The sequence below is a fragment of the Trinickia fusca genome, from assembly GCF_003628145.1.
In the GTDB taxonomy this organism is placed as follows: Bacteria; Pseudomonadota; Gammaproteobacteria; order Burkholderiales; family Burkholderiaceae; genus Trinickia; species Trinickia fusca.
Map to the genome: position 1 here is coordinate 68,003 of NZ_RBZV01000016.1, position 21,352 is coordinate 89,354.

At 61.2% G+C, this 21,352-nt stretch carries 23 protein-coding genes and 1 pseudogene; 13 read left to right on the forward strand and 11 right to left on the reverse strand.

Going from position 1 to position 21,352, the window contains the following annotated elements:
* Nucleotides 1-63: 63 nt before the first annotated feature.
* The gene (locus tag D7S89_RS24530; protein WP_121281472.1) at nucleotides 64-714 is read left to right on the forward strand and encodes a C39 family peptidase; all 651 of its coding nucleotides are present in this window, start codon (nucleotides 64-66) and stop codon (nucleotides 712-714) included.
* A gap of 17 nt (nucleotides 715-731) precedes the next feature.
* Nucleotides 732-1,676 carry a bifunctional Delta(1)-pyrroline-2-carboxylate/Delta(1)-piperideine-2-carboxylate reductase gene (gene lhpI, locus D7S89_RS24535; RefSeq protein WP_121281473.1) on the forward strand — a complete coding sequence of 315 codons (945 nt, stop codon included), beginning with the start codon at nucleotides 732-734 and terminating at the stop codon, nucleotides 1,674-1,676.
* Here the strand turns inward: lhpI and D7S89_RS24540 are convergent.
* Nucleotides 1,666-2,754 carry a calcium:cation antiporter gene (locus D7S89_RS24540; protein ID WP_121281474.1) on the reverse strand — a complete coding sequence of 363 codons (1,089 nt, stop codon included), beginning with the start codon at nucleotides 2,752-2,754 and terminating at the stop codon, nucleotides 1,666-1,668. The genes lhpI and D7S89_RS24540 overlap by 11 nt on opposite strands.
* A 185-nt stretch (nucleotides 2,755-2,939) precedes the next feature.
* On the opposite strand from D7S89_RS24540, the gene D7S89_RS24545 reads away from it, so the two are divergent.
* Nucleotides 2,940-3,581, forward strand: a complete 642-nt coding sequence (locus D7S89_RS24545) for a DNA-3-methyladenine glycosylase (RefSeq protein WP_121281475.1) — start codon at nucleotides 2,940-2,942, stop codon at nucleotides 3,579-3,581.
* 24 nt (nucleotides 3,582-3,605) lie between these two features.
* On the opposite strand, the gene D7S89_RS24550 is transcribed toward D7S89_RS24545, so the two are convergent.
* Nucleotides 3,606-4,196 (reverse strand): acyl-homoserine-lactone synthase, encoded by a 591-nt coding sequence (locus D7S89_RS24550; protein WP_121281476.1) that lies wholly within the window; start codon nucleotides 4,194-4,196, stop codon nucleotides 3,606-3,608.
* 93 nt (nucleotides 4,197-4,289) lie between these two features.
* Between D7S89_RS24550 and D7S89_RS28045 the strand changes: the two genes are divergently transcribed.
* On the forward strand, nucleotides 4,290-4,676 hold the full coding sequence (locus D7S89_RS28045) for a helix-turn-helix domain-containing protein (RefSeq protein WP_245983243.1): 387 nt from the start codon (nucleotides 4,290-4,292) through the stop codon (nucleotides 4,674-4,676).
* On the opposite strand, the gene D7S89_RS24560 is transcribed toward D7S89_RS28045, so the two are convergent.
* Nucleotides 4,639-5,343, reverse strand: a complete 705-nt coding sequence (locus tag D7S89_RS24560) for a helix-turn-helix transcriptional regulator (protein WP_121281517.1) — start codon at nucleotides 5,341-5,343, stop codon at nucleotides 4,639-4,641. The two genes, D7S89_RS28045 and D7S89_RS24560, sit on opposite strands and share 38 nt — an antisense overlap.
* Before the next feature lie 523 nt (nucleotides 5,344-5,866).
* Here D7S89_RS24560 and D7S89_RS24565 point away from each other — a divergent pair.
* Nucleotides 5,867-6,175 (forward strand): DUF4148 domain-containing protein, encoded by a 309-nt coding sequence (locus D7S89_RS24565; RefSeq protein WP_121281477.1) that lies wholly within the window; start codon nucleotides 5,867-5,869, stop codon nucleotides 6,173-6,175.
* Nucleotides 6,176-6,230: 55 nt separating this feature from the next.
* Here D7S89_RS24565 and D7S89_RS24570 read toward each other — a convergent pair whose 3' ends face one another.
* Nucleotides 6,231-6,701 (reverse strand): CBS domain-containing protein, encoded by a 471-nt coding sequence (locus D7S89_RS24570; protein ID WP_121281478.1) that lies wholly within the window; start codon nucleotides 6,699-6,701, stop codon nucleotides 6,231-6,233.
* A gap of 212 nt (nucleotides 6,702-6,913) precedes the next feature.
* Between D7S89_RS24570 and ribA the strand changes: the two genes are divergently transcribed.
* Entirely contained in the window at nucleotides 6,914-7,561 is a 648-nt protein-coding gene (gene ribA, locus D7S89_RS24575) for a GTP cyclohydrolase II (RefSeq protein ID WP_121281479.1), read from the forward strand.
* A gap of 125 nt (nucleotides 7,562-7,686) precedes the next feature.
* Here the strand turns inward: ribA and D7S89_RS24580 are convergent, their stop codons facing one another.
* Nucleotides 7,687-8,646, reverse strand: a complete 960-nt coding sequence (locus D7S89_RS24580) for a fatty acid desaturase (protein WP_121281480.1) — start codon at nucleotides 8,644-8,646, stop codon at nucleotides 7,687-7,689.
* A gap of 159 nt (nucleotides 8,647-8,805) precedes the next feature.
* On the opposite strand from D7S89_RS24580, the gene D7S89_RS24585 reads away from it, so the two are divergent.
* Nucleotides 8,806-9,630 (forward strand): phosphate/phosphite/phosphonate ABC transporter substrate-binding protein, encoded by an 825-nt coding sequence (locus D7S89_RS24585; RefSeq protein ID WP_121281481.1) that lies wholly within the window; start codon nucleotides 8,806-8,808, stop codon nucleotides 9,628-9,630.
* A gap of 123 nt (nucleotides 9,631-9,753) precedes the next feature.
* On the opposite strand, the gene D7S89_RS24590 is transcribed toward D7S89_RS24585, so the two are convergent.
* The gene (locus D7S89_RS24590) at nucleotides 9,754-10,476 is read right to left on the reverse strand and encodes an SDR family oxidoreductase (RefSeq protein ID WP_121281482.1); all 723 of its coding nucleotides are present in this window, start codon (nucleotides 10,474-10,476) and stop codon (nucleotides 9,754-9,756) included.
* 65 nt (nucleotides 10,477-10,541) lie between these two features.
* On the opposite strand from D7S89_RS24590, the gene D7S89_RS24595 reads away from it, so the two are divergent.
* The 4 genes from D7S89_RS24595 to D7S89_RS24610 all read left to right on the forward strand — a co-directional run bounded on the left by D7S89_RS24595 (nucleotide 10,542) and on the right by D7S89_RS24610 (nucleotide 15,364).
* Complete coding sequence (locus D7S89_RS24595) at nucleotides 10,542-11,387, forward strand: LysR family transcriptional regulator (protein WP_245983245.1); 846 nt, start codon at nucleotides 10,542-10,544, stop codon at nucleotides 11,385-11,387.
* Between the two features lie 122 nt (nucleotides 11,388-11,509).
* Nucleotides 11,510-12,190 (forward strand): response regulator, encoded by a 681-nt coding sequence (locus tag D7S89_RS24600; protein WP_121281484.1) that lies wholly within the window; start codon nucleotides 11,510-11,512, stop codon nucleotides 12,188-12,190.
* Nucleotides 12,171-13,439 carry a sensor histidine kinase gene (locus D7S89_RS24605; RefSeq protein ID WP_121281485.1) on the forward strand — a complete coding sequence of 423 codons (1,269 nt, stop codon included), beginning with the start codon at nucleotides 12,171-12,173 and terminating at the stop codon, nucleotides 13,437-13,439. The genes D7S89_RS24600 and D7S89_RS24605 overlap by 20 nt, the downstream gene beginning before the upstream one ends.
* A 353-nt stretch (nucleotides 13,440-13,792) precedes the next feature.
* Nucleotides 13,793-15,364, forward strand: a complete 1,572-nt coding sequence (locus D7S89_RS24610; protein WP_342766937.1) for an agmatine deiminase family protein — start codon at nucleotides 13,793-13,795, stop codon at nucleotides 15,362-15,364.
* 84 nt (nucleotides 15,365-15,448) lie between these two features.
* Here the strand turns inward: D7S89_RS24610 and D7S89_RS24615 are convergent, their stop codons facing one another.
* Together D7S89_RS24615 and D7S89_RS24620 are read right to left on the reverse strand one after the other, a co-directional pair.
* The gene (locus D7S89_RS24615; RefSeq protein ID WP_121281487.1) at nucleotides 15,449-16,675 is read right to left on the reverse strand and encodes a patatin-like phospholipase family protein; all 1,227 of its coding nucleotides are present in this window, start codon (nucleotides 16,673-16,675) and stop codon (nucleotides 15,449-15,451) included.
* A 108-nt stretch (nucleotides 16,676-16,783) separates the two neighbouring features.
* Nucleotides 16,784-17,467 carry an HAD family hydrolase gene (locus D7S89_RS24620; protein ID WP_121281488.1) on the reverse strand — a complete coding sequence of 228 codons (684 nt, stop codon included), beginning with the start codon at nucleotides 17,465-17,467 and terminating at the stop codon, nucleotides 16,784-16,786.
* Nucleotides 17,468-17,595: 128 nt separating this feature from the next.
* Here D7S89_RS24620 and D7S89_RS28050 point away from each other — a divergent pair.
* A pseudogene (locus tag D7S89_RS28050) lies at nucleotides 17,596-17,740 on the forward strand (integrase); the annotation flags it as partial.
* Nucleotides 17,741-17,820: 80 nt separating this feature from the next.
* Here the strand turns inward: D7S89_RS28050 and D7S89_RS24630 are convergent.
* A complete protein-coding gene (locus D7S89_RS24630; protein WP_121281518.1) occupies nucleotides 17,821-18,288 on the reverse strand; it encodes an ASCH domain-containing protein in 468 nt (155 codons plus the stop codon).
* 270 nt (nucleotides 18,289-18,558) lie between these two features.
* Here D7S89_RS24630 and D7S89_RS24635 point away from each other — a divergent pair, with 270 nt between their 5' ends.
* Entirely contained in the window at nucleotides 18,559-19,086 is a 528-nt protein-coding gene (locus D7S89_RS24635; protein ID WP_121281489.1) for a P-loop nucleotide/nucleoside kinase family protein, read from the forward strand.
* A gap of 363 nt (nucleotides 19,087-19,449) precedes the next feature.
* On the opposite strand, the gene D7S89_RS24640 is transcribed toward D7S89_RS24635, so the two are convergent.
* Both D7S89_RS24640 and D7S89_RS24645 read right to left on the reverse strand, forming a co-directional pair.
* Nucleotides 19,450-20,343, reverse strand: a complete 894-nt coding sequence (locus tag D7S89_RS24640) for a pirin family protein (RefSeq protein WP_121281490.1) — start codon at nucleotides 20,341-20,343, stop codon at nucleotides 19,450-19,452.
* A gap of 284 nt (nucleotides 20,344-20,627) precedes the next feature.
* On the reverse strand, nucleotides 20,628-21,266 hold the full coding sequence (locus D7S89_RS24645; protein WP_121281491.1) for a hydrolase: 639 nt from the start codon (nucleotides 21,264-21,266) through the stop codon (nucleotides 20,628-20,630).
* Nucleotides 21,267-21,352: the final 86 nt, after the last annotated feature.

Consider the following 21,352-nt stretch of genomic DNA (forward strand, 5'->3'; position numbering starts at 1 on the left):
AGCTCGAACCGTTACCGGAACGTCACGAATCGCCATTTGGACATTCGATCCCATCCATTACCGATGACCCGACACACGATCCGCCATCACGGCGTGCCGTATTACACCCAGTGGGGCAGCCCCGAGTGGGTCCGTTCGATCGTCTACGACGACGCCGACCCGTGCGCGGACCCGCACTGGCAACGCAGCGGCTTCACCGATCCCGAGCATTACCGCTTCTGGGCCAAGCGTCTGTGCGGGCTCACGTGTTTAGAGTCGATTCTCGATTTCTGGGGCGTTGCGCGGCCGTCGCGCGCCGTGTTGCTCGATCAGGCGCTGCAACACGGCGCGTACCGGCTGCGCGAGGACGGCGGCGTCGACGGGCTCATCTACCGGCCGTTTGCCGAGTGGGTCGGCGCGCAATTCGGCTTGCAGGTCGAGGTGTTGCCGAGCATCCCGATCGAAGCGCTGGCCGGACGGCTCGATCACGACACACTCGCGATCGCCTCGGTCAATCCGCACATTCGCCGCGCGCACGAGCCGGTGACGACGCGTGGCGGCCATCTCGTGCTGCTCGTCGGCCGCGACGCCGAGGGCACCTGGTTTCACAATCCATCGGGCGTCGAGCCGCACCAGGCCGATGTCTATCTGCCGTTCGAGACGTTCGCACGCTTTTTCGGCGAGCGTGGCATGACGATTACGCGCCAGCCTCGCACAGCCTCCGAAGCGTCCTAATAGAGGAGACCTATCTAATGACGACGGTACAGCTCTTCGACGCCCAAGCTACTGCGCGCTTGACACCTTATCCGCCGCTGGTGGACGCATTGGAGCGTGCGTGCATCGAATCGGTGCAAGGGGCGATTGCGAGTCCGGCGCGCCTCGTCGTGCCGCTCAACGACGGCGCCGTCATGCTATCGATGCCGGCGGCCGCACACGATCTGGCGATCCACAAGCTGGTGACGGTGTGTCCCAAGAACCGCGAGCGCGCGCTGCCGACGATTCATGGCCTGGTCAACGTCAGCGATCCGGACACGGGGCAACTGCTGTTCGCGCTCGACGGTCCGACGGTGACGGGGCGTCGCACGGCAGCCGTGACGCTGCTTGCGATCCGGACGTTTGCGCCGGCCGCGCCGCGTCATGTGCTGCTCGTGGGCACCGGCACGCAGGCTGCGCATCATGTCGAGGCGCTGGCCGCCGTGTATCCCGATGCGCGCATCCTCGTGCAGGGCAGCTCGCCTCGGCGCGCGGCCGAATTTTGCGCGGCGCAAGCGTCGATCGCGCATGTCGAGCCCTTCGTCGGCGAGATGGCGACGGCCTCGATCGACGTGGTCGTCACGCTGACGACGAGCCGTGCCGCCGTGTACGACGAACCGGCGCGGCGGGACCGGCTCGTGGTCGGCGTCGGGGCGTTCACGCCCGAGATGGTGGAAATCGGCGCGCGCACGATCGCAGGCAGCTGGCTATACGTCGACGACTTCGAGGGCGCGCGTCACGAGGCGGGCGACTTCATTCAGGCCGGAGTCGACTGGGCCAGGGTGACGCCGCTGGCTGGGGCAATCGAAGCGCGTGAAGCTGGCCGTCGCGCCGAGCATGCCGTGGCGTGGCCGCCGGCGATGCCTGTGGTCGTCAAGAGCGTCGGCTGCGCGGCATGGGATCTCGCGGCGTGCCGCGTCGCGCGCGCGGCGCTCAGTGCGTGACTGACAGAAACAGATAAGCGGCGAAGATCGCGAGGTGGACGGTGCCTTGCAGGATGGTCGTGCGGCCCGTGGCGAGCGTGAGCGTGCCGACGAGCAGCGTGAGCACGAGCAGCACCGTTTCCATCGCGCCGATACCGAGCGTCAAGGGCTTGGCGACCCAGATGAAGACGGCCGCCACGGTCGGAATCGTGAGTCCGATACTCGCGAGCGCCGAGCCGAGCGCGAGATTGAGGCTCGTTTGCAGCCGGTTTGCGCTTGCCGCGCGCGCGGCGGCCATCCCTTCGGGCAACAGCACGAGCGCCGCGATCACGATGCCGACGGCCGCCTCGGGCGCGCCGGCGGCATGCACGGCCCGCTCGACGGCTGGCGACAGGTGCTTGGCGAGCAACACGACGGCGATCAGGCACACGAGCAGCGCAAAGCCGCTGACGAGCGTCGTGGGCGCTGAAGGCGGCGTCGCATGCGCCGACTCGTCGCCACCGGCACCGTCGGCGAGGAAATAGTCGCGATGGCGCACCGTCTGAATGAAGACGAATACGCCGTACAGCACGAGCGAGGAGATGCCTGCAAAGGCGAGCTGCGACGTCGAAAACGCTGGCCCGGGCACGGCGGTCAGATAGTTCGGCATCACGAGCGTCAGCACCGACAACGCAGCCAGCACCGACAACGCAGCGTTCGCGCCGCGCACGCTGAAGTCCTGTTCGCCGTGGCGCAGCCCGCCCAACAGCAGACACAGCCCGACGATGCCGTTGCAGACGATCATGACGGCGGCGAACACAGTGTCGCGCGCGAGGCCTGCCTTCTCCGGGCCACCCGTGAGCATGACCGACACGATCAGCGCGACTTCGATGATCGTCACCGCCACGGCGAGCACGAGCGTGCCGAGCGGTTCGCCGACACGGTGTGCAACGACTTCGGCGTGGTGCACCGCCGCGAATACCGCACCGGCGAGTGCCAGCGCGATCAGCGAAGTCATCAGCGCATGCTCGCCTGCATAGCGCGATGCGGCGAGCACGAGCCAGGCGGCGGGCGGCACCCAGAGCGTCCAGGCGGGTAGGGCGTCGGGCAGTCGGGGCATGTTCGTCGTTCCTCTTTAGATGGGGCGTGGGACGACGCATGCATCAGCCGGCGCCGGCAATCGTGTGTTTATACCTGAAGTAAGATGCGATTCTCTTCCTTTTTGCGCCATTTCCTCACATTTCCTTATTTCGGCAGCCGGTTTGCCATTGCATCGGCGTCCAAATTTTCTTGAGATTCCGGAACGTGAACGACGAACGTATTCGCGTCGTGCCGCTCGCCCGTCACGAACTTCCCGTCGACACGGTCGAGCTCGCGCGCTTCATGGTCGGCAAGTATCTCGTGCACGACCTGCCGCAAGGGCGCGTGAGCGGCCGGCTCGTCGAGACGGAGGCTTATCCGGTCGGCGATTCGACCAGCCATGCTTACCGCGGTCTGCGGCCGTACAACGGCGCGATGTTTCTCGCGCCGGGGCATGCGTACGTGAGGCTCGTCTATGGCGCGTCCTACATGATCCATGTGTCGAGCGAACGAGAAGGCATCGGGGCCGCCGTGCTGCTTCGCGCCGTCGAGCCATGCGATGGCATCGCGTTGATGCAGTTGCTCCGACCCGGCGCGAAGCTCGTCGACCTCGCGCGCGGGCCAGGGCGCCTGTGCACGGCGTTCGGCATCGGCCCGCAGTGGGACGGCGCGGACTTGTGCGGGGCAGGCGCGTTATGGATCGGTCGCACGGACGACGATGGCGAACAGCCGGCGGTACGTGTCGCGGCAACCAAGCGCATTGGTCTGACGCGCGAAATGCATGTGCCGCTGCGTTTTTACGCTTCGGGCAGCCCGTTCGTCAGCGGACCTAAACGTTTGCTCGAGCCGATCGCGCGGGCCCGATAGCGTGAGTAGGCCACGCATCGAGGTTCAGGCAGCTTCGGCGAGGGGGGCGAACAGCGCTTGCTGGGTGCGCTCGCCGAGGTCGATCGTCAACGCGACGGCAGTTTCGATGCCCACGCGCAACGGCGGGCCGAAGCGGCGCATTTCGATGCCGGTCCTTTTCATCAGGCGCTCGACGGCCGTCGTCGTGACGGTGACGTAGCGTCTGATGCCCATGCGGCTCGCGAAGCGGATGCTTTCCCGCATCGCGTCGAGGGCGAGGTCCGCGAAACCGTAGCCGGGCCGGTCGTGCGACACGATCGCGAAGCGGCTGAGCTCCCACACATCGGGCGCAACGGGCGCGGGCTCGCCGTGCAGCAGTTGAGAAAACGTATTGCGCAGCATGTAAGGGCCTTGCGTCGGCAGCAGGCGCCAGCAGCCGCAGAGCCGGTTTGCGTCGTCGTGAATCAACATGTAGTGCGGCGCGAGCGCATCGTAGTCGTCGATTTCCATGCCGGACAACACGGCGACTTCCCATCCCATGCGCTCGCCGAACACCTTCGCGCGAAAGCGGTACATGTCGGCCAGTTCGTCGAGATCGATGTTTTTCTGCGTGCCGATCGTGATCCTCGCGTTCATCTCGTCCTCCCGTGGGTGGTACCGCCTATCCAAACCGCATAAACCATATGCATATTGCGTGCTACCGGTAACTGTCAAGCAAGATAGGTACAAATGGACGCCGACACTTGGGATGATTCGCTTACCGTGTACGCCAACAAGGTGAGACCTATGTCCATATCTGATCTTTATCAAATCCAATCTCATGACACCGCCCGTCCGCTGCGGGCTGAAATCGACAATGCTTTTATTCAAGCTTATCGAAAGCAAGTGAAAGAAAGTCAAAAGACTTTCTGGTCCCGATTCGGAGTGACGCAGTCCCGGGGCAGCCGTTTCGAGCTCGGTGCGAATATCCCTAAGCCGGTCATGATTCTTCTGAGGCTGTATTTCGAGGAGCGCATTACCGATGACGATATTTCCAGCGTGACGCAGAAACGCACGCCGGCGCATCGGTCGGCCGCGCTCAATCAGGATCTATCAAGCCCATTCGGGTCGCCTTGACCGCTGCGGCACTTCGGGAACTGACGCCGAACTTGGTACGGATATTCGTCATGTGGAAATTCACGGTTGCTTCCGAGCAACCGAAAATCTTCGCGATTTCCCAGGTCGATTTGCCTTGCGCAGTCCATTTGAGGCACTCGTACTCGCGCGGCGTCAGTTTCGGCATCAGCGATTCGGTATGGCCCTCGACGAATCGCTGCGCCGTATCGAATGCCACGTCGCGCAGCAGCGAGAGCATCGGTAAATAACTCTGGACCTGACTCGTCAGCGAGCGCGAGCTCTGGTCTCCGCACACGAAGCTCAGCATGCCGACTTCCTGCTTGGGCCCGTGGATCGGCAGCGCAATACCCGTACAGAGGCCATGGTGGCGCGCTTCCTCGTACATTTCCTGTTGTGAATGGTCGGCGAACGAGGACGCGGACCAGACGAACGGCGACGTTTGCGTGAGGCAATGCGCTACGGTCGGGTCGATACGAAACAGCGCGCGTTCGTCATATGTTTGACGCCATGACGACGCATAGTTGCTGTGTAGATACGCGTCGGTGAAGCGCATTCCGGGCCGCGGTACGACAGCAAATAACGTGTGCTCGAAACCATATTTTCTTCCAAGAACCGCAAGCGCTTGAAACCAGGATTTCTCGTCAGCCGCACGCCAAAGCGGCGACATCGGTTCGATGAATTGCCGGGGCATATATCCTCGCGAGTCGAAAATGTTACTTGCCGGAATCAAATAATTCGATAATTTCTATCAATTTCTATTTCCGGTAGGGTGTATTCTTAAAATCATATCAGACCAGTGCATGTTCATCGCGTGGTTTTTCATCATGCCAATGGCTAAAGGCATGGCAAAGCTGGGGTTTTTGAGTGGGTGTTCGAGGTGGTGGCGCTTGAGATCGATTCCACGCCCGTATCAGTGGTTTTCAATTTTCGAAATTATTGATTCGTATAGATGATTTTCCTGTGTCCGAAAAAACCGATCCCACCTTGCCTTGAATTGAATCGCAAGATTTTTTGCCGATATTAAAGTCGGACTGGTGGAAAGGTGGGTGGGTTGATATTTGCACGTGGTGCAACAGTGATTCTTCGAAACGCGGATTTTTCAGTCCGAGGGCGGGGCGTAGACTTCGCTTCAATCGCTCGGGACTGAAACAGCCGACGACCCTAACCGCAAATTATTGAGAGAAGCCATCATGAAAACGATTTTGTCCGCTGTCCTCCTCAGCTGCGCACTTGCCGCGCCGGCCGTCTCGTTCGCCGAAGCCAATCAACCCGTGACGCGTGCCCAGGTAGGCACGGAGCTCAAGCAGCTCGAAGACGCCGGTTATCGCCCGAGCGGCAACGATACGGTCTACCCGGCCGATATCCAGGCCGCGCAACAGCGTGTACAGGCGCAAAACGCGCAGGGCAATACGACCGGCTACGGTTCGCAAGCCGGTGGCGCGAGCCAATCGGGCGCGCGTGACCTGCGTGGGCCCGCGTCGATCTACTTCGGTGCGTGATGAACACCGGCGCGCGACGACACGCGCGCCGGTCCACCGGGGCGTACGTAGCCAGTCAGGTATGTGCGCCCGTAATGTAGTGCTCGAGCTGCTGGATCGTGAATTGCTGGTCGGAGATGATCGCCTTCACCAGATCGCCGATCGACACCATGCCGACGAGACGTTCATCGTCGATGACGGGCAAGTGCCGCATGCGATGCGCCGTCATCAGCGCCATGCATTCTTCAGTTGAATCGCTCGGGCGCACGTAGCGCACCTGGCGAGTCATGATGTCGCACACGGGTGTCGTCTTCGACGAGCGGTCCATCAGGACGATCTTTCTAGCGTAGTCGCGCTCGGTGACGATTCCGACGAGCTTTTTGCCATCGCCGTCGCCTTCGGTGACGACTAGCGCGCCGATCTGAAACTGCGCCATCATCTTGACGGCTTCGAAGACCGACTGCTGCGCGTCGATCGTCACGACGGGCTGTCCCTGGTCGAGTTTGGTATCCGACTTCGATTTGAGTATTTGCGCGACGTTCGGCATGAGCTGTCTCCGTCTCATTGTTTTCGATGGCGGGGGCCAGTCTCCGACTACGGGCGGGGCCCGCGGTGCGGGGCGGCTCATTGCAGTATAGGCGGTGACGCTCGCCGGTGATGGCCTTGGCCGGCCTGGCTTGGCGATTAGCGGTACACTGCCGTTTTACGCACCGGCAGTCGGTGCGTGGCGAATCTATTCTTATTTAGAACAAAAGAGTCATGCCCACGCCTTCCTCATCGTCGCAGCCGAGCGGCGACCGCGCAGAACAATGCGTCACGCTCGCCGCCACCGCGACGCTTCCCACTCGATACGGCACGTTCACGTCGTACGCCTTCCGTGTCGCGGATGGCGATTCCGAGCATCTGGCGCTGGTGATGGGCGACGTGAGCAATCAATCGTCGGTGCTGACGCGCTTGCATTCGGAGTGTCTGACCGGCGACGTGCTGGGCTCGTATCGCTGTGATTGCGGCGAGCAGCTCGATCTGGCGTTGCGCTATATCGCCGCGGAAGGGCGTGGGGTGTTGCTTTATCTGCGTGGACACGAGGGGCGCGGTATTGGCTTGTCGAACAAGATCCGTGCATACGCATTGCAAGAGCAGGGGCTTGATACCGTCGAGGCCAATCTCGAACTTGGGTTGCCTGACGATGCGCGCGAGTACGATTCAGCGGCCGCGATCCTGCGTGAGCTGAAGGTTACGTCGGTGCGGCTGATGAGCAACAATCCGAAGAAGTTCGACACGCTGTCGCAGCATGGCATTCCTGTTTGCGAACGCGTGGCGCTGGCGATTCCCGTGCGTGATGAGAACGAACGGTATATTCGTACCAAGCAGGTCAAGTTCGGGCATTACTTCGAAGAGAATGAGTAGTACGAAATGCGCTCACCGCGAGAGCCGCTAGCAAGCTTGCCAGCGGCCAGTGGGTGACATTTGATGGGTTCCCTGGCCTGCGTCTCATTGTCGGCAGGCGCGGGACCGCGGCGCTCGGCCTGCGCTCAGGCTTCATCCATGAACGGATGCGTGGGCGCGTCGGTCGGCCGCCACGCATAGCGTTTCAGCAATTCCCAATAGCCGCCGCGGATGACGAAGCCGCCGCACTTTTCCGCGTAGGCATCGCGTCGCAATCGGTATGCGTGCGGCAAGTCGTACCACGGCAGTTTCGGCAAGTCGTGGTGGACCAGGTGATAGTTGTTGTTCAGATACAGGAGCCGCATGACGAGCCCTGCCTCGTTGATCGTGACGCGCGCCTTCGGATGCCGGGCGGCGCGATGCTCATATAGCGAGCGGATCATCGCGAGCGACTGTGCGGGCCACGTGATGGCGAGCACGTAATACCACCACGGCACGCCGATCGACAACTGCAACCACGCGAGCAGGGCGGTGACGCACACGCCGTGCATGACCCACATCGGCAAGTAACGCAGGTCACCTTGTCGAAATGCTCTGCATGCGTCGACGAACGTCGCGACGACGTTCGTCGGCGGCCCGACGATGAGCCTTCCCACGAAGCACTTGCGCGCGATCCACAGCGCGCGTCGCCACGCCGGCATCGCCATCCAGCGCTTGCCCGGTACATAGTTGGTCTCTGGATCGATGCCCGGCACCGTCAGGTCTTCGTCGCGGTGATGCTCGAGGTGGGTGTCGCGGTACAGCGTGTATGGATACCAGACCGCGAGCGGTGGATAGCCGAGCAGCTTGTTCAGGCGTGTCGAGCGCGTCGGATGACCATGGAGCAATTCGTGCTGGAGCGACATGTGCCAAGCGCACAACACGATCAACGGCGGTGTCGCGGCAGCGAGCGATAGATGTGCTGCGCGCACGAGCAGCAAGATGCCTACCCAGCCGCCGTAGATGACGACGATCAACAGCCAGGTCGGCCATTCGGTACGCGCAACAAATCGTGCGCCAAGCGCGGCGATCGCGCGCGCGTGGTCGAGATCGAAGTATTCAGCCATGTTTCAGAGGGAGGGGCGCCGCGACGGGCACGCGATGCGTGCAGGGGGATGCCCAACTCTAGACACCGGATTCGAGGCGGCCAATCAATGGATTCGCATTTACTTATCGCGCTTCTCGACAGATCGTTATTCCTTTGCCCGCTTCCGTAGAATGCCTGCATGAGTCAATGGATCGCCACGCTGCCGATGTACAACGTGACCCCATGCCACGCCGCATGGTGGCGGGCGTTGCTGCGCGACACGCTCGAAGCGTTCGCGCGTGCAGGCGGTCCGGCCGATGTCGCGCTGTTGGACGAGCCCGTCGGCGACTTACTGGCGTTGTGGTGCCGCGAGGATTTGTTGCTGTCGCAGACTTGCGGTTATCCGTATCGAATGCTTGGGCTTGCCGGCAACGTGCAACTGATCGCGACGCCCGTCTTCGACGCTGACGGCTGCGATGGCGCGGCCTACCGTAGCGTGCTCGTCGTGTCGGCCCGCGCATTCGCAAACGGCGCGACGACGCTCGCTGCATGTCGCGGCCTGCGTGCCGCGTACAACGACGAGGATTCTCACAGCGGAATGAACGCGTTCCGACGTGCGGTGGCGCCGTATGCGCGCGACGGACGGTTTTTCTCGGCGTCGAAGCGATACGGCTCCCATCTGAATGTGTTGCGTGCGCTGGGCGAGGGCACTGCCGATTGCGCGGCGATCGATTGCGTAACGCTCGCCTATGTGCGCGATGCGTTGCCCGAATTGCTGCGCGAAGTGCGGGTGATCGGCATGACCGCCAGTGCGCCGGGCCTGCCTCTGATCGCGTCGCGTTCGCTCGGCGAGGCATTGGCCGCTTCGCTGTATGACTCGCTCGAGGTTGCGCGCACAGCCGATGTCGAGCGCGCGCGTGCGTTGCGGTTACGCGGGTTCGCGAGGTTGGGTCACGATGACTATGCACTGATCGAGCAGTTCTCGCGGGACGCCGCGGCGATGCAGTATCCCGTGCTCGCTTGAGCCGCGCAAGGCGTGCTCTCGCGCGCGACGCTAAGGCAGATCGTGCAGCGTGTCACCGCACGCAATTGCCATCGCCGATGTTAGCGTCTCATCTGGCAACAAGCTGCTCGCTTATCCGCGCACCTAAGCCGGCTGCCGCGTGGCGGCCAGCACGATTTCGCGGATGCACACGTTTTGCGGCTGGGCGTAGGCATAGTCGATGGCGCTGGCAATGTCTTGCGCTTTCAGAACACCGCCCATGTCCTGTTTCCAGCTTTCATACCCGTCCTTGATCGCCTGATCGGTGGTATGGCCGAGCAGTTCGGTTTCCACTGCGCCGGGGGCAATGGTGATGACGCGCACGTTCTGGCCGGACACCTCTTCACGAAGATTTTCAGAGATCGCATGCACGGCGAATTTGGTGCCGCAGTACGCCACGTGACTGGGAAAGGTTTTCCGGCCGGCAATCGAGCTGATGTTGATGATGGTGCCGTGCTTTCGCGCGACCATGCCTTCCAGTACCGCATGAATGCCGTTGAGCAGCCCTTTGACGTTGACGTCCAGCATGCGCTCCCATTCGTCTGGAGACTGGCGGGCCATCTCGCCCAGCAGCATCACACCGGCGTTGTTGACGATGGCGTCCACTGGGCCAAAGCGGGATTCGGCTTCGGCAATAGCGGCCATCATGGCCTCGCGCCGGGTGACGTCGACGGCGCGGCACAGGGTATTGGGCAGCTCAAGGGCTTCCATACGGTCAATGCGACGCGCCAGCAGCAGCAGCGGGTGACCCTTGGCCGAAAGCAGGCGGGCGGTGGCGGCACCGATGCCGGAACTGGCTCCGGTGATAACGATGAGCGGCTTGGTCATACGGGTGTCCTATAGAAAATTTGAATAATTTTGGCGACGTGCAGTATATTTGGCTGGATATATCGTTGAAAAATGAGAAATTTCTCTTTCATCTATCGAAATTTTCTATGGATATCCGCCAGCTCAAAGCCTTCATTGCCGTGTTCGAAGAGCGCAGCATCACGGCGGCGGCACAACGCTTGTTTCTGGCTCAGCCCACCCTGTCGGTTACCATCCGCCAGCTGGAAGAAGAAATGGGTGTGGCCCTGTTCAACCGCGAGGCGCGCGGGGTACGGGTGAGCGAGGCTGCGCGCTTGTTGTATCCGCAGGCGCGGCAACTGGTGGAACAGGCCGACTCGCTGAAGCGACTGTTTCGGCAGGACGGACGCTGTCTGTTGCTGACGCTAGGCATCGAGGCCGACCTGGGGCCGAAGCACATCGAGCAATTGTTGAAATGGGCGCAGCAGGCTTCGCCGTTACTGTTGCTGAGCGTGGTGCAGGGCTGTGCGGGCGATGCGCGCCTGGCGGCGGAGGATTCACGTTGCGAGGACGAACTGTTTCTGCCGCTGTGGGAGGAGCCGTTTGTACTGGTGTCGCCTGCCGGCGCGCCAACGGATGATTGGGTGATTTGCCCGGACCACCCCTCCCATCAGCGTCTGTTGCCCTTGTATGGCGGCCGCGTGGAATGCGCTGCGCGGGCGGGATCTTTGATGCTGGCTCGGCATATGGTGGCGGCCGGGTTGGGACGGGCGTGGCTGCCGGTTTCACTGGCGCAAGGCGATGCCGGCGTACGGGTGCACGAAACGACAGGCCCGTCACTGATGCGGCGAGTGGGGCTGTGCTATGCCGCGCAGGCTTTGTCCCGGCCCGGATTGCAGGCGTTGCATGGTTACTTGCAGTCGTTGAATGTCGATGTCCGACCCCACGGCTGACCGACGATGGAAGAGCACCGCGGGTGTGCTTGGGCAATGGCAGCAGCTTCCCGACACACAGGCGCCGTGCCGGTTCCAAGCAACACTTCAACCCTTTTGTTGAGTTGTGCCAATTTTTCTGTATGCGTGTCCTAGTCGTTGAAGATCAATCTCCGCTTCGCGATTCCATTGTGAGGCGCTTGCGCGCGCTCGGCTACGCGGCCGACGAAGCGCCCGATTGCGGTAGCGCCGAGGCGTTCATTGCCTCCTATCGCTACGACGTCGTGATTCTCGATCGCCTGCTGCCAGATGGCGACGCGCTGCCCATGCTGCAACAGTGGCGCCGGCGCGGCATCGCCACGCCCACATTGTTCCTCACGGCATGCGATCAAGTCCCTGACCGTGTGAACGGCCTTGCCTCCGGAGCCGACGATTACCTCGTCAAGCCTTTTGCGATGGAAGAACTCATGGCTCGCGTCGCGGCAATAGGCCGGCGAGGACCCGCGACCGTGCCGAGCATCCTGCGTGTAGGTGATCTGGAAATCGACGCGGGGCGTCGAGAGGTGCGGCGGGCCGGGATTCTCCTGACCTTGCGGCCCAAGGAGTTTGCCGTGTTGCAGCTGTTGGCCGAGTGCGGGGGCACTGTCGTTTCGCACCGCACGATCATCGCTCGGTGCTGGGGAGAAGGCGACGAACCGACGTCGAACGCCGAGGAGGTCATCATCGGCGCCTTGCGCCGCAAGCTGGGACAGCCCACGATGCTGCACACGGTACGCGGCGCCGGTTATCTGCTCGAGGCCGTCGATGCAGCAGCGAGGCCGTGATCGCCTGCTTCGCCGTCTCCATTGGAAGCTGACGCTGGTCTGGGCCGCAGCATGGTTCGTGGGGGTGGCCACCATCGGCACCGTGGCGCTTATCCTGCATTCCCGCTTCGCCGATGAGGCGTTCGCGAGCAAACAGCGATTGCTCGCCGCCACAGTCTACGGTTTGACATGGTTCGATCCGAAGGGAGCGTTTCATGACGAGCTGTTGCGCAAAGAGCCCGACGTCTTCGTGCCCGGCGTCGACATTTGGGTCATCGCGCCGCAACGCTCCAAGCCGGTGGTGTTGCGGCCGGCACACCCGGTGTTCGACATCGCGTCGCTGCCCGAGCTGGCCGCGCGCGTGCTGGCGGACGAGCAGGACACGGCCATCGAGGCGACGGACAGTCGCGGGCGACGCTACGCCCTGCGAGTGAAGGTCACTTACGACAACGCCGACAAACCGGTCGCCGTGATTTTCGTGATCGCCGATCCTAGCGTGCGCGATGCGTCCCGCACCCGCTTCGCCCGCGGTCTCGCCTTGGCGATGACGATCCTCGCTGTGCTCGGCTTGGCTGGAGGCAACGTGCTCTCGCGGTATTTGCTGCGCCCGGTCCAGCGCTCGTTTCAGACACAGGAGCGCCTGCTCGCGGCGGCTGCCCATGAATTGCGCGCGCCGGTTGCAAACCTGATGGCGGTGAGCGAATCAGCCCGTCTCGGCGATGTATCGCCGGAAGAAGGTCTGGCGAAGGCGGAGCGGATCGCCGCGCACAGCGCCGAGCTCGTCGATAAGCTTCTGCTGATGGCGCGTCTCGACGCCACCGTCGAAACGGTGGAGATGAAGCCTTTGCGTCTCGACCTTCTCGTTGAGGCCATGCTGCCCGAGGACGGTTCGGTATCGTTGGAGGCTGTTGAATCGGTGGTCGAGGCAGACAGTCGGCTCGTTCGAATCGCGGTGCGAAACCTCCTCGAGAATGCCTTGCGCCATGGCAGCTCTCGTACCAAACAGAAAGCCGGAAACCCGGTGCGGGTGACCGTGCGCAATGCGATGGTGATTGTCGAGGACGACGGCCCGGGCTTCTCCCGAGACTTGTTGGATCGTGCGACGGAGCCATTTCAAAAGGCCAACGACAGCTCCGGCACGGGCCTCGGGCTCGCCATCGTTCAAGGCATCGCCTTGCTGCATGGCGGGGGACTCCGCCTGGAAAACCGTCGTCCTTCTGGCGCTCGCGTCACCTTGGCGCTGACGCCCTTGTCTTCCGACATCAGCTAAATATCAGGTTGGGTTGGCATGCTCGGGTTTCGGCGGCTCAGCGAGTCGAGCCTGATGAGAACAGAAACCAGGGCATGAATGTGACATACACAAGACGGCGCTTCCTCCAAGTCTCCACCTCGGCCGGCACCTATCTGCTGACCTTGCCCTTGCTCGGATGTTCGGGCGGCAGTGCCGGCGCAGCCTCCACCGCAGGCCGCGCGGGAACGAGCGGCAGCGGTTCCTCGCCCAGCCACGGGGCCGACGCAGCGCCTACCGCGCTCAGCTACCTTGCTCCGAGCGAGGGGGCACCGCACGCGGCGACCTGGATGGCATTTGGCGCTACGGTGTCGGCGTGGGGCAACGACGCAGGCATGACGGCCGCCAAGCCCGACGGTTCGACGGACCTGCCGCTTTCCAGAAACATTGCCCGTGAAGACCTGCTTCGTGTCGCCGCGCAACTGTCGCGGTTTGAATCCGTGGCGATGCTCGTGGACACCTCGAGAGCAACGAACCTGAATCTCGGCGATCAGGATCTGGCCGACGCGAACGCATTTCTGACGAAGATGGCGAACGCGACCGGCAACAAGAATACCTATCAATCCGTGCCGACTGCGGTGACATCGAAGACCATCGTCCCGCCGTACGAGGTGGACGCGAACGGTCTGCCACTCGGCCGCATCCTCGTCGGGCTGCCATCCGTGGGACCCCATGCTGGCGAACCGCTACCCCCGGTCAACGCCGCAGGCGTCAGTTTTCCTCGGCTGCCGATCAACGATTTGTGGACCCGCGACACCGCCCCGATCTTTGCCAAGGGATCGGATGGCAGCGTGTACGGCGTGAACTTCAACTTCAATGGCTGGGGGCAAGGCTTCGGCCGCAACAACGACGGATTGGGGCCTTCTTCCAACAATGCCAACGGGCTGCGCTCCGTCACGGGGCTGGCCGCAGGCTATCGTTACGACACCGTCAAGATGGGACCCTACAACGCGTCCACGGGACTCGGTGGCGTGACGTTCCAGCCGATCGACGGGGACATGAACATCGCTGGCGCCGTGAATTTGCTCACAGGGGCAGGGCCAGTCTCGACCTGGCTGACCATGGAAGGAGGCGGCGTCGAGTTCAACGGCAAGGGTCTGGCAGTCATGGCGCAAAGCGCGGTTATCAACGCCAACCGCAATCCCGGGAAGACGACAGACGACGTGGCGCGCGAGCTGGACCGAGTGCTGGGAATCAAGAAGATCTACTGGATTCCCGGTATCAAGGCGGCCGAAATCACGGACGGGCATGTCGATTTCTACATGCGCTTTCCGAGCATGGAGGGCAGCTCCACGACCACGACGATCGTCACGACCTGGGACGGCGGCACGTTGAACGCCGCCGATTCGCAACCGACCTCGACAGACGGACTCAACCTGGCCGCTTTGCTGGCGGCCCTGCCCGGTGGGAGTTCGCCGATCACGTCGTCGGACGAGAACGTCGGCTATTTCGGCGTAGCCAACCCAACCGTGAAAGTCTGGCAACCGCTGCCGGCCACCGCCACAGCGGCCACGATGACGTTGGGGCCGATCACCATCAACCAGATCGCGATCGGCAATCTGGCCGCCGCGCTGCAAACACCGAACCAGATCAACGTCGTGCTTCTCCCGACGCCGGATCTCGGCAAAGTCAAAGCGACCGTCAATGCGCGCTCCACGGGGATCAACAACGCGGTCGTGACCTACCGGAACGACTTTGAAAACACTTTTGCGGCCGGGTACCTCGGGTATTACGAGGCCAACCGGTGCATCGTCATGGCGCAGTTCGGCGATAGCACGACCGATCTACTGGCCTTTCAGATCCTGCAAACGCTCTACCCAGACCGCTATCTGATTCAAATCACGACTGACGGGATTGCCAACGGGGGCGGCACGATACATTGCGCGACGCAACAGCAGATCGTGTAGTTTCTTATCGCGTGCAATTGCCGATCGCAAATGTCAGCTTGCGAAGATTTTGGTCGAGTGCCCGCTGGGATGAACTCGATCGGCCTACGCACCGAAGTCCCGCCATGCCTTGAGTGCGCTGCTGAACAGATCTTGTCCAATCAGCGTTTCGAAGCGCTCGTTCGCGCGGACCGCTTGATTCGGTACGGCGTCTTGGATCCACTGCGCGCAAAAGTGGTCGATGAGCTTAACGTCTTCAGGGTTAGTCGCATCCATATCGAGTTTGACGAGGCGCGCGAAATCCGTATCCGACAGTCCGCTCGGCAACACCCATGCGTTGTCTTTGCAGATGGGACGGATCAGCGGGTTCATCCGCACCACGAGCCCGGATTTGCATTGCTGCGGGTCGCAGCTGACCGCGCCGCCGAGCATCACGTGCGCGATGTAGGTCGCCGCGTCAGGCGGGTCCGACATGATGCTGGTAGCCATTTCCGCGATGTCGGCGGCGAGCCAGGGTGTCTGCGGGTGAACCACCAGTTCCGTCGCCGAAGGGACGGGCGAGCCCCGCTCGACCAACGGCAAACTTGTATTGCCGGTCCCGATGCTCAGCACACGTAGTTGCGACGGATCGACGTCGTACCTCGACTGGTTTGCGAGCGTTTCCGTCACCGCCGCAAGCACGGGATTGTTGTAGCCGGCTACCGCGCCATCCCAGTAACGGTGACTCCCAAACACGGTAGGGCTCGACGGGAACTGCGCCGGCTGATCGAAGTAATTGATCGGCGCGTTCGTCGACGCGTGAATCGCTTCGGCGACCGTCGGGGCCGTTTTGTCGATCATGCCGTTGGCGAGGCTATTCGTATCGGAGCGAAAGAACGTCTCGCGGCGCAGGTCGTAATCGAAGGTGGGGATCAGGATTCTGGGCCTCGCTCTCCCATTTGCTAGCGAGGCGGGTAGTTCGTTGAGCGGGGTGGCGCCGTATTTCGGCAACGCTGCCTGGATACCGAGCAGCTTGCGGGAGGTCGAATATTTTGGCCCGAGGTGCAGTGTCGCCTCGAGCACCTTGTCAATCAGGTGGATGATTCCGAGCGGCACGAAGATTTTGCTGCGCTGGTTTGCATCGCTAAACAGCGCCCCGATTTCGCTTAGCGGCAAGTTTTCGATCAATCCGCCGAGCACCAGTGAGCCGCCCGAATTGGCGGAGACCAGATTGAAGTGACTCAAGACTTCATGGCCCGTCGCGTCATCGCCGTATATCTTTTGCAGCGCCCGCACTTGGATCAGCGCCCACGTGCCCCCGCCGTCAAGCGACAGAATCTTGAATGTGGACATGGTGTTCCCCCGGAATGATTGGTCTCGTTGCCGTTTGGGCTGTTGTCCAAAACATCTTAGGAAACCGGTTCGCGAAAACCAAGCACCTGCGACGCAGATGATCGGCTACTAACTAGTCGACAGCACGTGAATTCCGAACCAGTCGGTAGCTTGCCCAATGGCTTCGTCGAGCTTTCTGAGAACCGTGAAGCTACGCTCAACAACTTCGTCAGTCGGTGCTTTGAGGTCCGGCACCGTTACGACTGCAATGCCAGCTGCATTTGCGGCTCGTACGCCGTTCTCGCTGTCCTCGAATGCAAGACATTCGGCCGGAGATTTGTTCAGGCGTTTGGCAGCAAGATCGTAAACTGCTGGGTCCGGTTTGCCGCGTGGGACTTCGTCACCGCCCGCTATCGCGTTGAAGAAATGCAGCACGCCAACCTGTGCAAGGCGCGATTGTATTTCGTGCTTTGCTGATGACGAAGCCACAGCACATGGGATTCCCGCGCGCGTCAGCATGCTCAGAAGAGATCTCACTCCCGATTTCAGGGGGAACAAAGGGCGTTCGCTTGGAGCCGCCAAATCTTGTCGTACACGCGTCAGTGCTTCTCGAAAGATGGCTTCTCCGCCGAGCAAGTCCGTCAGAATTGCATGACACTCCTGTGCGGCCTTTCCAACGATGCGCAAATATTCAGCAGGCAGGATGTCAACCCCAAGGTCGCGTCCGACAGTAAGCCACGCATTCATGATTGTGCGTTCTGAATCGATCAGCAAGCCGTCCATGTCAAAGATCGCGGCTGAAAAGGTCTGCATTGCTTTGGGACAGGGGGAAAGCACGAACTATAGCGCAGCGCGCTATTGGCCCGCAGGTTGATGACTGACTAGGAAGCTTCTGGTAAATTTCAACGCCTCTTGATTTATGCTATTAGCATGGTTTGCCATCCGACTTTCTGTTCCCGAGCAGAATTCACGACTCGCCGCACTTGTCGACACGGCAATATGCCCGGCTGGTTCATCGGTGGATCGCGTTAATTGGCCTTGACGACACTGCCTAAGGCACTCACGATGCGCCGGACCAAGGCATCCTGGAAGTCCCTCAAGGAACGTCTGCTTGTAGACTGGTAGCAGTCGAAGGCTGTCCGCCCAAGTCAAGGTCGTTCGAGTGGCTAATCCAAATCGGCCATCAGATCGAACGTCTCGCAAACGAGCACCATTGAGGCCACGGGCTGTCGTCCTATGCGCTGACACTCCCTGCCAAAGAACTTCCAGTGCTCCGCGCGCCAGTATTCGATCGAGAGGTCACCTTCTCCTTCGGCCGCTGCGAACTCGCTAGAGACTTTTGCGAAAGGGACCATTTCTACTTTCGTTGTCTGTAGCAGGAGAACGGGGCGATTGCAAAAGTCCAGAACGATTTCGATGTCCCCTTCCTGCGGTAGGCGTTCGCCGTCAAATTCCCACGACCACAGTAGGCTGCACGTGGCGCGCTTTACCTTGGCCTTTATCAACGAAATGAGCATGGCAGAGGAATGTTCTGAGTCGCCATAGCTACCAATTCGAACATTAGCTCGGGAAAGGTCGATTCCGCGTTCGCTTAGCGCTGTAGTCAACTCGGGCAGTGTAGGCGTATCAGACATGGAGTAGGGCGAGACACGGTACGACGTCAGGAGTCGCATTCTATTACAGGGCAAGGTACGAATTGGATGTCCGACGGTGAGCGGTGAGCCGACGTTCGGTCGAGGGACCGCAAAGTCAGCAACGGGTCGGTTACGGTCGATTCCGGAAGGCGGAAATTAGCGGACAAGTGAAATTCGACCGATTCATCCAAATTGAAAAAATCGACAATAAGATGCCCCTAGTGCCGTAACTCGGGGCGTAAGATCCTGTACGCTATATCGGCGAACAACATGGAGAAAGTCAAGTTGACGGCAGCGATACACATAGTTTTTGGTCCGCAAGGAGCCGGCAAGTCTTCTTACGCGCGCGCACTCGCGACAGAAATCGGTGGCACGCGTTTCTCGATCGACGAATGGATGGCCCAGTTGTACGGCCCGGACCTTCCCGATCCGATTAATTTGAGCTGGATCGTTGAGCGAGTACAGCGCTGCGAGCGTCAAATCTGGCACACCGCTGAGCAGATCGCAAGAAACGGCGGAAGTGTCATTCTGGATCTCGGTTTCATGAAGGCGAGAAGTCGGTCGGCGTTTGCCGAACAAGCCAGAGACGCTGGTATTCCGAGCAGCCTTCACTATGTCACCGCACCGCATGACATACGTCGCGGTCGCGTGATGACGAGGAACGCCGAAAAGGGCGAAACGTTTTCGTTCGAGGTTACGCCTGCCATGTTTGATTTTAGGGAAGCAGAATTCGAAGCCCCCACGAAACTCGAGCTTGAATCGGCTACCGTGTTTAGCTCGCACATCCCGGTCGCATAGTTGAGACGATAGACCTTGAGGAGTTGTCAATCTGCCCTCGCAGCAGCTTAACGGCAGGGCAGGACAACTGTGAGCATTGCGTGCAATTAGCGAATGGATGACGGCTCAGCTCGCCGGTTCGGCATTGGGTGGTGTCCAGCCATAAACGGTCTTTCGAATGTCCTGTCGCGAGGTACGAAAAGGCCGTCAATGCCGATCTGGCGGGGCCAACTGGGCGATATCAGTACAATTGACGTTTCGGCGCGTGCAAAAGCGTGTTTTTCAAAACAGGAAGGCTCACGTGCGACACTGCGCTGCCCGCCCAATTTCTTCACGCGCCGTTCGGCGTCGGGAATGGGAGCACTTCTGATGCTTTGACGACGCTTACTGCGCCATAGCGCGCTGGTCCGTCGCTGCCATCTGTCCAAAACGCCCACTGTTGAAATCCTCTACCGCCTCGCGAATTTCTTCGGACGTGTTCATGACAAACGGGCCATACGCCGCAACGGGTTCGTCGATGGGCTCGCCACTCAACACCAGGACGATCGCATCGCTGATGGCGTCAAGCTGAACGTCGGTGCCCTCTTGCGCAAGCAGAACCAGTTGCGCATCACTGATGACTCGCTCCTCGCCGTTGACGCGAACCTGACCGTGCAGCACAACGAGCGCGAGCGTCCGGGCCGCCTGCAGCGTCAACCTTGCGCCGCGTCCTGCGTTGAGCCGCACATCCCAGACGTCTATCGGCGTGAAGGTGTGCGCTGGCCCCGCCTTGCCTGCGAAGCTGCCTGCGATCACCCGCACGTGTCCTGCGCCTGCCGGCAAGTCGACCGACGGAATCTGGCTGGCCACGATGCTCTGATAGCCGGGGGCCGTCATCTTGTGCTGCGCAGGAAGATTCACCCAGAGCTGGACCATCTCGAGCGTCCCGCCTGTTTTCGCAAACGCGCGCGAGTGGAACTCCTCATGCAGAATGCCAGCGCCCGCCGTCATCCACTGCACGTCGCCGGGGCCGATCTGGCCACCACCACCCGTTGAGTCGAGGTGCTCCAGTTCGCCCTCGTACACGATGGTCACGGTTTCGAAACCACGATGCGGATGCTGCCCAACGCCCAGTCGGCGGCCTGTCGGCGCAAAGCTTTTCGGTCCAGCGTAGTCGAGCATCAGGAACGGGCTCAGATGGCCGCCCATGGTGTGATGCGAGAATAACGTGCGCACGGGAAAACCGTCACCGACCCAATGCGCGTCAGGGTTGCTGTATGCGCCGAGAATCTTTTTCATCGTCGTATGTTCCTGTTGAACGGCCAGCGGCCGTGGTTGTATGGCTACAGGGTAGTCGCGCGATGATGACGGCGGTAGACGGTGGGAGCGGTCCTCTGTGTCTCATTGATGAAACAATGGGCGACGTTCAATGCAGGATCTCAACGGGCGGGGGCGGGCTTGGTCCAGTTGCCGGTCGTGTTGATGCGTGACGAACTGACCTCGTCGTCGACGATTGCTCGACCTTCGTCGTACATCGCGCATGCGCGCGGACGGGTACCGCAACCCGCCGCGCGCGTGACACGTCAGTTCTTGTCGTACGAGAACTGGATGCCGGCCGTGCCGCCGGTTTCAATGAACAGGTTAATGAATGCTGGGACGGTTTCGCTGCGTGCCCAGTCGCGTTGCAGCTCGCAGAACAGTTGGGCGACACTGATCATCTTGCCGCCTGCCTGTTCGATCCGGCGCAACGCGGCTTCGTGCGCTGCGACGGACGTGCCGCCGACCGCATCGACGACGACATAGACCTCGTAGCCGGCCTTCAACGCATCGAGCGCCGGGAACGTCAAGCAGGCTTCCGTCCAGAGCGCAGTCATGATCAGCTTCTTGCGACCGGTTGCTTCGACGGCCTTGCGGAACTCGACGTCTTCCCACGAGTTGATGCTCGTGCGATCGTAGGTCGGATAGTCGCCAAGCGCGGCGCGCAGTTGCGGGATGGGCGGCTTGTTCAGACCAGTCTTCACGTTGACCGTCGAATGGACGATCGGCAGCTTATAGGCGACTGCGGCCTTGGCGGCTCCCACAATGTTGTTGACCAGCAGCTGTCGATCCATCGACGCGATGGAATTCACCTGGACCGGCTGGTAATCGATAACGATGAATGCCGCATTCTGCGGGGTGAGGAGGTGATCGTTCGCGGGGTCGCGAATGGTTTCGCTTGCCATGGTTGCCTCCAGAAACGGTGCAGGAAGTGAAAGAGGGATCCCGAGGATCAATGCGTGATGCATCGGATCTGCGTGCAACGTCAATC